The sequence below is a fragment of the Parvibaculum sp. genome (genome assembly GCF_046297875.1).
Classification (GTDB): Bacteria; Pseudomonadota; Alphaproteobacteria; order Parvibaculales; family Parvibaculaceae; genus Parvibaculum.
Window position 1 is genome coordinate 2,873,310 of sequence record NZ_JBKBHD010000001.1, and the last position, 13,579, is coordinate 2,886,888.

Consider the following 13,579-nt stretch of genomic DNA (forward strand, 5'->3'; position numbering starts at 1 on the left):
GCCCGTCGCGGAGACCTGTCATGGCCACTGCCATTCAGAAGATCACCCTGTCGCCGTCTCGCGACATCCCCTTCAACAAGCTCACGCTCTCGCAGGCGAACGTCAGGCGCATCAAAGCCGGTGTGTCTATCGAGGAACTCGCCGAGGACATCGCGCGCCGCGGTCTCCTGCAGAGCCTCAACGTCCGTCCTATCATCGATGCCGATGGCGCCGAGACCGGCCTGTACGAGATCCCGGCCGGCGGCCGTCGCTACCGGGCGCTCGAGCGTCTGGTGAAGCAGAAGCGCCTCGCCAAAACTGCCCCCGTGCCGTGCGTCGTGCGCGATCCCGCGACATCGATCCTGGCCGAAGATGACTCCCTCGCGGAGAACATCCAGCGCGCGCCGCTCCACCCGCTCGATCAGTTCCGGGCGTTCCAGAAGCTGCTCTACAAGGGCCAGTCCGAGGAAGACATCGCCGCGGCCTTCTTCACCTCCGCCCATGTGGTGAAGCAACGTCTGCGCCTTGCGGGTGTCTCGCCGAAGCTTCTCGACATCTATGCCGAGGACGGCATGACGCTGGATCAGCTGATGGCCTTCACGGTCAGCGCAGACCATGCAAGGCAGGAACAGGTCTGGGAGACGATCGCAGGCTCCTGGTCCAAGGAGCCCTATCAGATCCGCCGCATGCTGACCGAGAAGACGGTGCGCGCGTCGGACCGCCGCGCCATGTTCGTCGGGCTCGATGCTTATGAAGCCGCTGGCGGCACGGTCCTGCGCGATCTCTTCCAACAGGACGATGGCGGCTGGCTCGCCGATGTCGCCCTGCTCGATACCCTGGTTGCCGCCAAGCTGAAGACAGAGGCTGAGGCCATCGCGGCCGAAGGTTGGAAGTGGATCGAGGTCGCTGCCGACTTCCCCTACGGTCACACCCACGGTCTGCGCCAGATCGACGGTGTCGCCGCCGAACGATCGGCTGACGAGCAGGCGACGATCGACGCGCTCAACGCTGAGTATCAGCGGCTCGAAGCCGAGTATGAAGATGCGGACGAACTGCCCGACGAGGTCGATGCGCGGCTCGGCGAGATCGAGGCCCTACTTGGCGAGCTCGGCAACCGGCAGGTGATCTTTGATCCGAGCGACATCACCCGTGCAGGCGTCTTCGTCAGCATCGGCGCGGACGGCAGGCCCGTGGCCGACCGCGGCTATGTTCGCCCGGACGACGAGGCGCCCCTCGTCCTGCCCGATGCCGAGACCGATGGCGCTACGGCGGCGACCAGCGGCCAAGCCGGCGAACCCGGACCGAGTGGCACATCCCGCACCGTCATCACGGTCGGCGGGCAGCCGATCGAAAGCGAGGACGACGAGGACGACGTGATCAAGCCGTTGCCCGAGCGCCTGGTGATCGAATTGACCGCCCATCGCACGCTTGCGCTGCGCGACGCCGTGGCGAGCAACCCGCAGATCGCGTTGACGGCGCTGCTGCACAAGCTCGTCATCGACACATTCCAGCGCACCAGCACCGGCGGCGGGTGCCTCGAAGCGTCCGTGCGACACGTCTTCTTCCCCGCGCAGGCCGCCGACCTCAAGGACAGCCCCTCCGCATGCGCGATCGCGGAGCGTCACGACGCCTGGAAGGCCGATCTTCCGCAGGACGATCAGGCGCTCTGGGACTGGCTGTCGGCACTCGACGATGCGAGCCGACTCGCGCTGCTCGCTCATTGCGTGAGCTTCGGCGTCAACGCGCTTTACGAGAAGCCGAACCCCTACGGCGGGAACGGCGTGTCCCAGCACGGGCTCGAACGCCGTCTCATCCAGGCCGACCGGCTCGCGCGGGCGACTGGTCTCGACATGGTGGAGGCCGGATGGCGTCCTTCGGTCGACAATTATCTCGGCCGGGTGCCGAAGCGACGCATCGTCGAGGCCGTGCGTGAGGGCGCGGGAGACCGGGCGGCGCAGCTCATCGAGCATCTGAAGAAAGCTGAAATGGCCAAGGAAGCCGAACGCCTTCTCGCCGACGCCCGGTGGCTGCCCGAGCCGCTGCGACTCCCTGATACGGACACATTGTCCGAGCCGGGCGAACCCGAAGCTGAGGCAAGCTCCCTGGATCTGCCGGCGTTCCTCTCAGGCGACGAGGAAGCTTCGGACGAAGATACCGAGCCGCTCCCGGCGATCGCAGCCGAGTAGCCGATCCAGGCGGGACCGCTCCGGCGGTCCCGCATCTTTCCGCACACGCCCCTTCCATAAGCCCGGTCGCCACTCCGGGCTTTTCCATTTTCGTGGGAGACTGTCATGGCAGACTATTTCACGCACTTCTCGTGCCTGCTCGACGTCGGCACAGCTCAGAACGCCGCGCGCGCACTCGATCTCTACAATGCCCTGTCCGAAGCGGGCGCGTCGGAAGAACCGCCGTCGGAGGGCTTCCTTGTCTCCATCCGGCCGGAGCACGGCGGCTCGCAGCTCTGGCTACGGGATGACGTCTCCGGCGATCCCGAACGGCTGATCCAGTTCGTGAAACTCTGCGCGGCGGAATTCAGCCTCAAGGGCCGTTGGGGCTTCCAATACGCCAATACCTGCTCGCGGCTCCGGCTCAATGCGTTTGGCGGCGGTGCGCACGTCCTCGACCTCGGCACGGGTGAGACCCTCGGATGGATCGACACCGATGGCTGGCTCGCCGCCGCGGTGGATGGAGGTAATCCCGATGCCTGAGATCATCGAAACCACCGTCTATCGCCTCGACGAACTCTCCGCTGCGGCGAAGGACGCCGCACGCGGATGGTACCGCGACGGCAGCTTCGATTATGACTGGTTCGAGTTCGCCTATGACGACTTCGAACGCATTTGCATGATCCTCGGCATCAGCCTCAGGAGGCGCCCTGTCCGACTGTTCGGCGGTAGCACCCGCTCGAAACCCTGCATCTGGTTTTCGGGCTTCTGGAGCCAGGGCGACGGAGCCTGCTTCGAGGGCGACTACCGACACGCGAGATCCGCCGCCGGCCGCATCCGGGCCTATGCACCGACGGATACCACGCTACACCGGATCGCCGATACACTCCAGGCCGTTCAGCGGCGCAACTTCTACCAGCTCCCTGCCACGATGACCTACCGGGGGCGCTACTATCACGAGCATTGCATGGACATCATGGTCCATCGCGACAGTCCCGTGGGTCAGGACATGACCGCCGATGCAGAAGATGCCGTCTCTGAAGCGCTCCGTGACCTGGCCCGCTGGCTCTACCGCCAGCTCGAAAGGAAATACGAGCATCTGACCTCGGACGCGGTGGTCGACGAGGCGATTGCGGCGAGCGGCTACACCTTCACCGAAGCGGGCCGGCGCTTCGGCTGATTCAGCCTGCCGCTCGCACGTCGAGAGGCAGAGGGGGCCGGGACGGGTTTGAGCCCGGACGGTCGAGAGAGAGCGCCCGAGGGCTCGCCCTGTTCCCGCTCTCCTCGAGGTCTTCCCCATGCACGATCGTTCCGCACCATGCGCGCAAAAACATATGCCGGCGTCTCATCTGCCACGCGTCGACCGAATGGCGGCCCTGCTCGATGCCGCCCGATCCATCCTCGTCCATCTCGAAGCCGGCCGACGTGTCGACGCCACCCTGCTTCGTGACGCGATGGGAGCGAGCTTCAACGCGAGCGACGCTGCCGGAGCCTGGGACTGGAAACTGGCCTACGATGCCTGCGAGGCAGCAACTGTTCTCTTCCTCCGCAAATTCGGCAAAGCGCTTTTGCAAAAAGCCGGCTCTCCGGCCGCTGCCCTGCCGCTGGTGGCAAAAGTCGCCGGTCTGCTTCCCACGCACACGCGCCGCTCCCTCGAAAGCGAGACGTTCCAGCAATTCTCGACGCCCATCCCGCTCGGATTCATCGCGTCTCGCGCGGCCGCTATTACACCTGCCGACCGTGTGCTCGAACCGTCCGCCGGGACCGGTTTGCTCGCCATTCTGTCCGAGATTGCGGGCGCTACTTTGATCCTCAACGAACTGGCGGAAACCCGCGCCAGCCTCCTCTCCTCCCTCTTCCCGGCGGTCGCAGTCACGCGCTTCGACGCAGCGCAGATCGACGATCATTTGCACCCGGCCGTGGTCCCGTCGGTCGTGCTGATGAACCCGCCATTCTCGGCGATGGCGAACGTCATCGGTCGCATGGCCGACGCAGCGCTGCGACACATCGCATCCGCGCTCGCCCGCCTCGCCGAGGGCGGGCGCCTGGTGGCCATCACCGGCGCCAATGTCAGCCCGGAGCATCCAGCCTGGCGCGACGCGTTCATCCGATTGCAGGAGCGCGGACGCGTCGTATTCACCGCGAGCATCGACGGCGCCGTCTACGCCAAGCACGGCACAACCATCGAGACGCGGCTCACAGTCTTCGACAAGCTGCCAGCAGACGATCCCGCCCGGTTTCCCGCATCACAGGGTCAAGCACCCGACACGCAGACGCTTATGGGCTGGGTCACGGAACACGTTCCCCCACGGCTCACACTGGCGGGTTTCGTCGCCCTGCCGGCACCGTCGGCGATGGCGACGAAGCAGGTTGCCTGTCCGATTGCGCGCGGCACCGCGAACGCGCCGCAGAGGTCATCACTCGAGGAGCCGGTTTACCTGGACCTCGCCTATGAGACCCTCGACTGGAAGCCGGCCGAAGATGGTCGGCTGACCGACGCCATCTACGAGGAATACGGACTTCAGACGATCCGCATTCCCGGCTCTCAGGCCCATCCGACCAAGCTCGTGCAATCGGCGGCCATGGCGTCGGTCGCGCCGCCCAAGCCAAGCTATCGTCCACGCGTGCCTGAACGGCTCATCAACGAGGGCGTACTGTCGGACGCGCAGCTCGAAACCGTGATCTATGCCGGCGAGGCGCATACGGGCTTCCTCAGCGGCGCCTGGACTGTCGACGCGACGTTCGATGTCGTCTCTGCCGCACCTGACGAGGCGGCATCCGCCGTCCGCTTCCGGCGCGGTTTCATGCTCGGCGACGGCACGGGCGCGGGCAAGGGGCGCCAGTCCGCCGCCATCATCCTCGACAACTGGCTGCACGGTCGGCGCAAGGCCGTCTGGATCTCGAAGTCCGACAAGCTCATCGAGGATGCGCAGCGCGACTGGTCGGCCCTGGGCATGGAGCGCCTGCTCGTGACGCCGCTCTCCCGCTTCCCGCAGGGACGGCCGATCACACTGCCGGAAGGCGTCCTATTCACCACCTATGCCACGCTGCGGTCCGATGAGAAGGCCGACAAGGTTTCGCGCGTCCGCCAGATCGTCGATTGGTTGGGCTCCGATTTCGACGGGGCGATCATCTTCGACGAGAGCCATGCCATGCAGAACGCCGGCGGCGGAAAGGGAGAACGAGGCGATGTCGCGCCGTCGCAGCAGGGCCGTGCCGGCTTGCGGCTCCAGCACGCGCTCCCCGGCGCTCGGATCGTCTACGTCTCGGCGACAGGCGCCACCACCGTCCACAATCTCGCCTATGCCCAGCGTCTCGGCCTGTGGGGCGGTGAGGATTTCCCGTTCGCCACCAGGGCCGAATTCATCGCTGCCATCGAGGCCGGCGGTGTCGCAGCGATGGAGGTGCTGGCCCGCGATCTTCGCGCCCTCGGCCTCTATACCGCCAGATCCCTGTCCTATGACGGGGTCGAGTACGAGCTGGTTGAGCACGCGCTCACCGACGAGCAACGCCGCATCTATGACGCCTATGCTGGCGCGTTCTCCATCATCCACAACAACCTCGATGCCGCGATGCGCGCCGCGAACATCACCAGCGAGACCGGCACGCTCAACCCGCGCGCCAAATCTGCCGCCCGTTCGGCCTTCGAAGGCACAAAGCAGCGCTTCTTCGGGCACCTGCTGACCTCGATGAAGACCCTAACGCTGATCCGCTCGATCCAGCGCGATCTCGATGACGGGCACGCGGCTGTCATCCAGATCGTCTCCACCGGCGAGGCACTGATGGAGCGGCGACTGGCCGAGGTGCCGACCGAGGAATGGAACGACGTGCGCGTCGACATCACGCCGCGCGAATATGTGCTGTCTTACCTTCAACACTCCTTCCCGGTGCAGCTCTACGAGCCGTTCACCGACGCGGATGGCAATCTCTCTTCGCGACCTGTCACTCGCGACGGCCAGCCCGTCGAAAGCCGTGAAGCGGTCGCCCGGCGTGACCGGCTGATCGAGAAACTCGCAAGCCTGCCGCCGGTGCCTGGCGCGCTCGATCAGATCGTCCAGCGCTTCGGAGTGGACTTGGTTGCCGAGGTGACCGGGCGATCGCGGCGCATCATCCGCAAAGGTGACCGGCTCATGGTCGAGAACCGTCCGGGCTCCGCCAACCTCGCCGAGACCGCCGCCTTCATGGATGATGCCAAGCGCATCCTCGTGTTCAGTGATGCTGGCGGCACCGGGCGCAGCTATCACGCCGACCTCGCGGCGCGTAACCAGCGCCTTCGCGTCCACTATCTCCTCGAGCCGGGCTGGAAAGCCGACGCCGCCATTCAGGGCCTTGGTCGCACCAACCGCACCAACCAGGCGCAGCCGCCGCTGTTTCGTCCGATCGCAACGGACGTGAAAGCCGAGAAGCGCTTCCTGTCGACCATTGCCCGCCGGCTCGACACGCTCGGGGCAATCACCCGCGGCCAGCGCCAGACCGGCGGACAGGGCCTCTTCAGACCCGAGGACAATCTCGAAAGCCCCCACGCGCGCGACGCGCTGCGCCAACTTTACCTGCTGATCGTCCGCGGCAAGGTCGATGGCTGCCCGCTCCAGCTCTTCGAGAGCGCCACCGGCCTCAGCCTGATGGACGACACGGGCATCCGCGACGAGCTACCGCCGATCACGACCTTTCTCAATCGCTTGCTGGCGCTGACGATCGACCTGCAGGGCATATTGTTCAGCGCCTTCGAGCAGCTTCTCAGTGCCCGTATTGCCGGAGCACTGGCCAGCGGCACCTATGATATCGGGCTGGAAACGCTGAAGGCCGAAAGCTTCGTCGTCACCGACCGGCACACCATCTACACGCATCCCGCCACTGGCGCGGAAACCCGCTTGCTGACGATCACCCAGCGCGAGCGGAACCGGCCCCTGTCGCTCGACCAAGCCTTCGAGCTTCTCGCCGATCCACGTGCAGCTCTGCTGATCAACGAGCGATCCGCCAGGGCGGCGGTTCAGGTGCCTGCCCCGAGCATCATGCTGGATGATGGAGAAATCGAACGCCGGGTGCGCTTGCTCCGGCCGATGGAACATCACCATGCATCGCTGGCGTCGATGGCGGAAAGCCATTGGCGGGCGGCCGATCGCGAGGTCTTCGCGGCGGCGTGGCAGCGCGAACTGACGCAGATCCCCGAGTTCACCGACAGCACGATCCATGTCGTCGCCGGGCTCCTGCTCCCGATCTGGAAGCGTCTCCCGGATGAGTGCACGCGTGTCTATCGCCTCCAGACGGACGACGGCGAACGCATCATCGGGCGACGCGTGTCTCCAGCCTGGGCGGCCAACGCGCTCGCGACCGACGCGCCGACGCTGACGGCTGCCGATGCCTTTGCAGCCTTGGTGGCAGGCAGCACCGTCCTCGATCTCACTGAGGGCCTCCAGCTTCATCGCGCGCGGGTGATGGGCGTCCACCGCATCGAGCTATCGGGCTTCTCCGACACGATGCGCGATCGCCTCCGGTCCTACGGCCTGTTCCACGAGATCATCTCCTGGAAGCTGCGCATGTTCGTTCCCACCGACACGACCGGCGTGGCCGTCCTTGCCAAAGTGATGGAGCGCTATCCAGTCACGCGGATCTCTGAACGGGAGGCCGCGTGATGGCCAGCTTGGACGCATCCGATCTTGCGGCCCGCCTCGCCGGCCAGGCCGAAGCCGTGTGCCGGCACTATCTGTCCAACGGCACAAGGCAGGGAGGCTACTGGCTGGTCGGCGACGTTCGCAACACGCCGGGCCGCTCAATGTTCGTGCGGCTCAAGGGGCCGCAGACGGGTCAGGGCGCCGCCGGCAAGTGGACCGACGCCGCGACTGGCGAGCATGGTGATCTGCTCGATGTCATTCGCGAAACCTGCGGCCTTCCCGACTTCAAGCAGGTCGCCGAGGAGGCGCGGCGCTTCTTGAGCCTCCCGCATCCAGAGCCCGCACGAGAGTCGCGGCGGGCTAGGACGCCCGTGGCGCCCATGGGTACGCCAGAAGCCGCGAAGCGTCTCTTCGCGATGGCACAGCCTATCAGCCGTACACTCGGCGAGACGTATCTGCGCAGACGCGGCATTACGTCTTTGCACGAAACCGGATCGCTGCGCTTTCATCCCCGCTGCTTCTTCCGCCCCGATGAGCATTCCCCGACCGAGATCTGGCCGGCGATCATCGCAGCCGTCACGGATCTCAATGGCGAGCTCACCGGCGCACATCGCACCTGGCTGGACCCCGGCGGCTTCAACGAAGCGACTTTAGGCAAGGCGCCCGTCGAGACACCAAGACGGGCGATGGGCAATCTCCTCGGATCTGCCGTGCGCTTCGGACTGCCGGGCTCGGTGATGGCGGCCGGCGAAGGCGTCGAGACCATGCTGTCGCTGCGCTGCGTCCTGCCGACCATGCCGATGGCAGCCGCGCTGTCGGCGGCACATCTCGCCGCCATCCAGTTCCCCGACACCCTGCACCGGCTGTATGTCGCGCGTGATGACGATCCCGCCGGCGATGCAGCGGTGAGGACCTTGATGACCCGCGCGGAGGAAGCGGGCATCGAGGCAGTCACCCTGTCTCCGACGCTTGGCGACTTCAATGAAGACCTGCGGCTGCTGGGACTCGCGGCGCTCCGGGCAGCCATCCGTGTCCAGATCGCGCCCCAGGACGTCGCACGCTTCATGGAGCATGCAGCCTAACCGGGATGGAGGCAGGCGGTTGTTGGTCGAGCACTTCGATCAACGCCCGCATCTGGGATGAACGTTTCGCCAGAGGACCGCGCCCCGGCCTTCCAGAGGGCGATCGGCCATCAGACGGTCCATCCAGGCAACCTTGTGGCCGACTATTTTCCGGCGGCCCGTTCCACCCCACGCGGTCAAGCCGCGCGGGGACCCCGGCGCGGGCCTTTCCATCGCGAGACAAAATAGCCGGCCCCTGCGGTCCTTCGCTCACGCTGCGGCCCCTCGCTTCGCTCGGGGTGCCAGTCCAGCCCGTCCGACGGCTTCGTCGCCATGAAGGCCGCGGCGGTCGCGGTCCAGCGAACGGAGCTTCCCATGAGCGAGCACGACGAATTTGAGCCCGACCACATCTCTTCTCCCACCGACCACGTTCTGACCGAGCTTCAGCTCTACGGCTTCCATCCCCGCGATGATGAACCCGATCCTCGACCAATCCCGGAAGATCGCGTGATCGCCGGCGCCGTCGCCGACATCTTCGACGCGCTGATCGCCACCATGGCCGATACCGGCCTCGACGCAGATCTCGACGACCTGCTGTGGTCAACGGTCAACACCTTCCACCGGGCAGTCGAACGGGTCGAACGCACACTCGACGACAACGAGCAGGCGCAGAAGCAGGGGCAGCGCGAACAGGACGGCTCCGAGGTGAAGGCCGTGCAGCTCGAAGCGCTGATCGCCACCGGACAGCGGCTCATCGAACGCCGCGACGCCCTCGAACTCTTTCGTGACACCGGCGCCGACCTTTACCGGAAAACGACCGGCTCGAACTGGTCTCCCCGCCACGGCTCACGCGTCAACCATCGACAGCTCACCTCTGCGATGATCGACAGCCGCGACTTCATCGCCGCGCGCAAACGCGCCGATCGCGAGGTGCTGCTGCCCGCCGGACCGAAGATCGCGCTGACCGGCGGGCTCGACTTCAACGACCATCAACTGATCTGGGCCAAGCTCGACCAGGTCCGCATGAAGCATCCCGACATGGTCCTGATGCACGGCAAGTCTCCGAAAGGGGCCGAGAAGATCGCCGCCCGCTGGGCCGACCACCGCGGTGTCGCGCAGATCGGCTTTGCCCCCGACTGGACCAGGCACGGCCGCTCCGCCCCGTTCAAGCGCAACGATCAGATGCTGGACGTGCTGCCGATCGGGGTCATCGTCTTCCCCGGCACCGGCATCCAGGACAACCTGGCCGACAAGGCGAAGAAGCTCGGCATCCCGGTCTGGAGATTCGGCGGCGCGTGAGCGCCGCCATCATGGTCTGGCCAATCAGGCGACTGGCGAGAAGTAGCGGACGCAACACGCGGCACGACAGCTTCTAGTGCAGATATGCACTAAGTGATCAAATCTTAACGCGGGCAGCTCTAGCTAGAATTTTGCCCCGTCCACATCTTGAATATCCAGAGTATCGAGGTCAATCGAAGGCACGCAGCGCAGGTTAATGGACGCCATTTCGACACCGTTTGGACCCTTGCCATGACTGAATGCTTGGCAACCACATAAGCAGCAAAAACGGTGAACAATGGCGCACTTGTTGAATTTGTAATCTGTCAGTACTTCTTCGCCTCGAACAATAGATAGACTGCGTGATGGAACAAAGGATAGCAGAAATCCCTTCCGTCGGCAGTGGGAACAATTACACCTTACAGCCTTCGCGGGTGGATCCTCATCAACGCGGAATGCGACTTTCCCGCAGTGGCAGCTACCCTCGTAAGCCATGCATTGCCTCCATTCAGTGTGTTCATCAATGCAGTCCGCGACGCGTGTTATGGCTTTGGGTATCGAATGCGCTACCCCCGTCGGGCAGTTCGGCGATGCCCGCTCGTCAGGCCAAAGACGAAACTGCTGATGACAAGTCTCCGATCGACCCCGGGGGTGCACATCGGATTGCGATCAACGGCCTGCAAGCTGCGCCGATCCTACTTTCTGGGCTCATAGCGGAGCGCCACAGCACCGGAGCTCAAGTCAATCCGGTCGACGAGTTTCAAGTCGATGGCCTTTGAGAGGCCGGCGAACAAGCTGGGGCCACGCCCTGCAATAATGGGCTGAACAACGAACTCGTACTCGTCGATCAGACCAAGCTCCGCCAACGCCACCGGCAGCCTGACGCCACCGGTAAACAGCGCCTTGCCGCGTGCTTGTTTAAGTGCCTGGACGGCCTCGGCCAAATCGCCACGGACCAGCTCCGCGTTCCAATCGACCCGGTCCAGCGTGCTGGAAACAACGTACTTCTTCATCCCATCGATGGTCCGTGCGAACGGCTCCGTCCAATCGGGCATTGCGATGGTGCGGGTCTCCAGCCGCCACGCTTCTTCCATCATCTGGTAGGTGACGCGACCAAAGAGCAGGCCATCGGCTCGGCCCATGCTCCCTATGGCGTGACGATGTGTTGCGCGCAGGGCCTCCTGTCGCAGCGCCTCGTCCGCTGAGCCGGCGTTATGATCGACACAACCGTCCAGCGTCACGTTGATGGAGTAGAGAAGAGGCCTCATTGTTTTTGTCGCTCCTTTTTTGCTCGTGCCGAGATAGCCAAGTCGAAACTGTGCAACTGGCTGGTCAGTCCAAGAATTGCGCCGCTTGTGATCTCGGGGTCCGGATGACGATCCGCCGTGAGGACCATCCGAACCCGCCCGGCTTCGACGCTCATCTCGACCAACATGTCATAGGGATACGGCTCGACGCCGGGGACGAAGTCCATGTCGAAGCGGATGCGCAGCCGCCGGTGCCGAACCATCTCCACGAACTGACCGCTCACCCGCGCGGTCTGCCGCATGTCGAGGTTCCCCAGGTAGGCGATCTGCTCGGCACCCACCGCGCTCATCACGTAATCGAAGGCGCCGCCGACTCGCAGATGAAGTGCTGTTATCTCGACGCGCATTCCCTCGGGTGCGAACCACGCCTCGAGCCCTTCTTTCGTGGTCCACAGCGCCCAGACGTCCTCGATCGATGCGTCGTAGACCCGCTCGAACGTGATGGGACCTGCGCCCCGCTCGCTGGCGTGCGCCATTACTTCTTCTCCCCGGACTGCTGCGCGCTCCCCCGGCGCGCCAAAGCCGCGTCAAATCGATCGAGCCGTCCCTCCCAAAGTCTTCGGTAGCTTCGAACCCAGTCGTCGATCGCCTGGAACGGCTCGGGTCGGAGCGAGTAGAGGCGCCTGGCCCCATCAGGCCTCATCACGACGAATCCTGCTTCGCCGAGGATCCGCAGGTGCCGCGAAACGCCGGACTGGTCGATGTCCACGGCACGAACCAAGTCGCCCACGGCCTGCTCACCGCCTGCCAGCGCTTCGACGATGCGAAGGCGCGTCGGGTCCGCCAATGTCTGAAATGCGATTTGTTGCATCATGGTGCATATGTATGGTGATGCATATTATACGTCAAGCCACTTGCTTCGCGCTGCAGGTTTGGTTCGGCCGACATCCGGCGTCCGCCCAACCCCCTCGTCCTTGCGCTGATCCTTGGTCCAACCGAGGGCCTGATGCCATCAACCCGTGAAGGGTCGGCTACGCCCATTGCGTGCCGCCGCTTCGTCTTCGCCTGCGCGGTGATTGCGGCCCACGGTCGGACACATCGGGCGCCTGTCAGCGGGGGATGGTCCTCCGCTCGGAACAGGAGCCGGACCAATGTCCCTCGACGCCGCTTATGCCTTCGCAAACAGCCTCGCTGGCACCCTGATGGTCGCCATCATCATCTTCCGGGCGGGCGACGGCACGCTGTCCGTCACTCCCTGCAACGAGTTCGACGGCGATGCCGAGATCGTGGCCGAGATCGATCCGTTCGACGTCTGACGTCTGGCGGAACAGCTTCGCAGGCGGAGCTCGGTTCGATTTCCGCTCCCGAAGCGCATCGAATTTGGCTATAACCTGCATCGCGCCTTGGTGGTGGTGGTTGGCGCACCCGTCAGACCTATTCTCACGGAGGCCACCACCATGATCGTCTTCGCCATTCTCGGTTCGCTCGCCGCCATTGGCGTGCTTTGCTGGTTGTTGTTTACGCTCGCTGTGTTTGCGTTCCCGGCTTTCATCGGCGTCAGCGCGGGCATCTGGGCGTATGAGACCGGCGCCGGCCTGCTCGGTGCCATCGTCATCGGCGCCGTTGGTGCCGGTATCGCACTCGGCGTCGGCCAGCTTCTGCTCGCCATCCTGCGGCCGGCGTGGCTGAAAATCCTCGTCGCCTTGGCTTTCGTCGCGCCCGCAGCCATCGCGGGCTTTTACGCGACCCATGGCATCGTGAAGCACACCATGCCGTCGGAAACCTGGCAGCTCGTGTTCTCGGTCATCGGCGCGATGGCCGTTGCGGTCACGACCTTCATCCGCGTGACGTCACTCACCCCGCCTGGATCGACCGGCCGGGGCGTTGCCAATGCCTGAGTGTCGAGCTGAACGCAGAGCCGGACCAGAGAGCGGACGTGCGCCACGTACCAACCATCGACGGATCTGATGTGGGACCGGGCGAAAAAGCGGGCACGGCCGCGCGTAGCCTGCCATGCCGCAGGGCTCGCTGATCGTCTGATCGCAGGCTGCTCATTCGCCGACCGACCAAACGCAGGCTGACGGGCGTCACCGGTCAGGCGCTCCTCATCAGCAGGACGAGAAGTGTCAGCTCAGCGCTCAGAAACGCCGATCGCGTGAACCGCGCGTGCCAATTCGGCCGATGCCTTGCGCCGCCACGTCATCCCCTCGGGATCTAGCCAGATCGAGCGCACCCGA

11 protein-coding genes are annotated in these 13,579 nt (G+C 64.9%); 8 read left to right on the forward strand and 3 right to left on the reverse strand.

The features are described 5' to 3' along the window. Positions 1-20 precede the first annotated feature (20 nt). The 6 genes from ACK4FH_RS14120 to ACK4FH_RS14145 all read left to right on the forward strand — a co-directional run bounded on the left by ACK4FH_RS14120 (position 21) and on the right by ACK4FH_RS14145 (position 10,116). Positions 21-2,165, forward strand: a complete 2,145-nt coding sequence (locus tag ACK4FH_RS14120) for a ParB/RepB/Spo0J family partition protein (protein ID WP_409814864.1) — start codon at positions 21-23, stop codon at positions 2,163-2,165. Between the two features lie 105 nt (positions 2,166-2,270). Continuing rightward, entirely contained in the window at positions 2,271-2,687 is a 417-nt protein-coding gene (locus ACK4FH_RS14125) for a hypothetical protein (RefSeq protein ID WP_409814867.1), read from the forward strand. Next, positions 2,680-3,324 carry an antitoxin of toxin-antitoxin stability system gene (locus ACK4FH_RS14130; protein ID WP_409814870.1) on the forward strand — a complete coding sequence of 215 codons (645 nt, stop codon included), beginning with the start codon at positions 2,680-2,682 and terminating at the stop codon, positions 3,322-3,324. Before ACK4FH_RS14125 ends, ACK4FH_RS14130 begins: the two co-directional genes overlap by 8 nt. A 118-nt stretch (positions 3,325-3,442) precedes the next feature. Continuing rightward, positions 3,443-7,777 carry a strawberry notch-like NTP hydrolase domain-containing protein gene (locus ACK4FH_RS14135; RefSeq protein WP_409814872.1) on the forward strand — a complete coding sequence of 1,445 codons (4,335 nt, stop codon included), beginning with the start codon at positions 3,443-3,445 and terminating at the stop codon, positions 7,775-7,777. Then, positions 7,777-8,838: a toprim domain-containing protein gene (locus ACK4FH_RS14140; protein WP_409814875.1), complete on the forward strand. Its 1,062-nt coding sequence runs from the start codon at positions 7,777-7,779 to the stop codon at positions 8,836-8,838. Before ACK4FH_RS14135 ends, ACK4FH_RS14140 begins: the two co-directional genes overlap by 1 nt. Positions 8,839-9,192: 354 nt before the next feature. After that, positions 9,193-10,116: a DUF2493 domain-containing protein gene (locus ACK4FH_RS14145; protein WP_348842068.1), complete on the forward strand. Its 924-nt coding sequence runs from the start codon at positions 9,193-9,195 to the stop codon at positions 10,114-10,116. Positions 10,117-10,790: 674 nt separating this feature from the next. Here ACK4FH_RS14145 and ACK4FH_RS14150 read toward each other — a convergent pair. Genes ACK4FH_RS14150 through ACK4FH_RS14160 form a run of 3 tightly spaced genes read right to left on the reverse strand, consistent with a single transcriptional unit; the run spans position 10,791 to position 12,216 of the window. Continuing rightward, entirely contained in the window at positions 10,791-11,363 is a 573-nt protein-coding gene (locus tag ACK4FH_RS14150) for a dihydrofolate reductase family protein (RefSeq protein WP_409814878.1), read from the reverse strand. After that, complete coding sequence (locus ACK4FH_RS14155) at positions 11,360-11,878, reverse strand: SRPBCC domain-containing protein (RefSeq protein ID WP_409814880.1); 519 nt, start codon at positions 11,876-11,878, stop codon at positions 11,360-11,362. The genes ACK4FH_RS14150 and ACK4FH_RS14155 overlap by 4 nt, the downstream gene beginning before the upstream one ends. Next, entirely contained in the window at positions 11,878-12,216 is a 339-nt protein-coding gene (locus ACK4FH_RS14160) for an ArsR/SmtB family transcription factor (RefSeq protein ID WP_409814882.1), read from the reverse strand. Before ACK4FH_RS14160 ends, ACK4FH_RS14155 begins: the two co-directional genes overlap by 1 nt. Positions 12,217-12,493: 277 nt before the next feature. On the opposite strand from ACK4FH_RS14160, the gene ACK4FH_RS14165 reads away from it, so the two are divergent. Beyond that, complete coding sequence (locus ACK4FH_RS14165; protein WP_182296925.1) at positions 12,494-12,658, forward strand: hypothetical protein; 165 nt, start codon at positions 12,494-12,496, stop codon at positions 12,656-12,658. A 141-nt stretch (positions 12,659-12,799) separates the two neighbouring features. After that, positions 12,800-13,240: a hypothetical protein gene (locus ACK4FH_RS14170; RefSeq protein ID WP_409814885.1), complete on the forward strand. Its 441-nt coding sequence runs from the start codon at positions 12,800-12,802 to the stop codon at positions 13,238-13,240. The last annotated feature ends 339 nt before the right edge of the window (positions 13,241-13,579 follow it).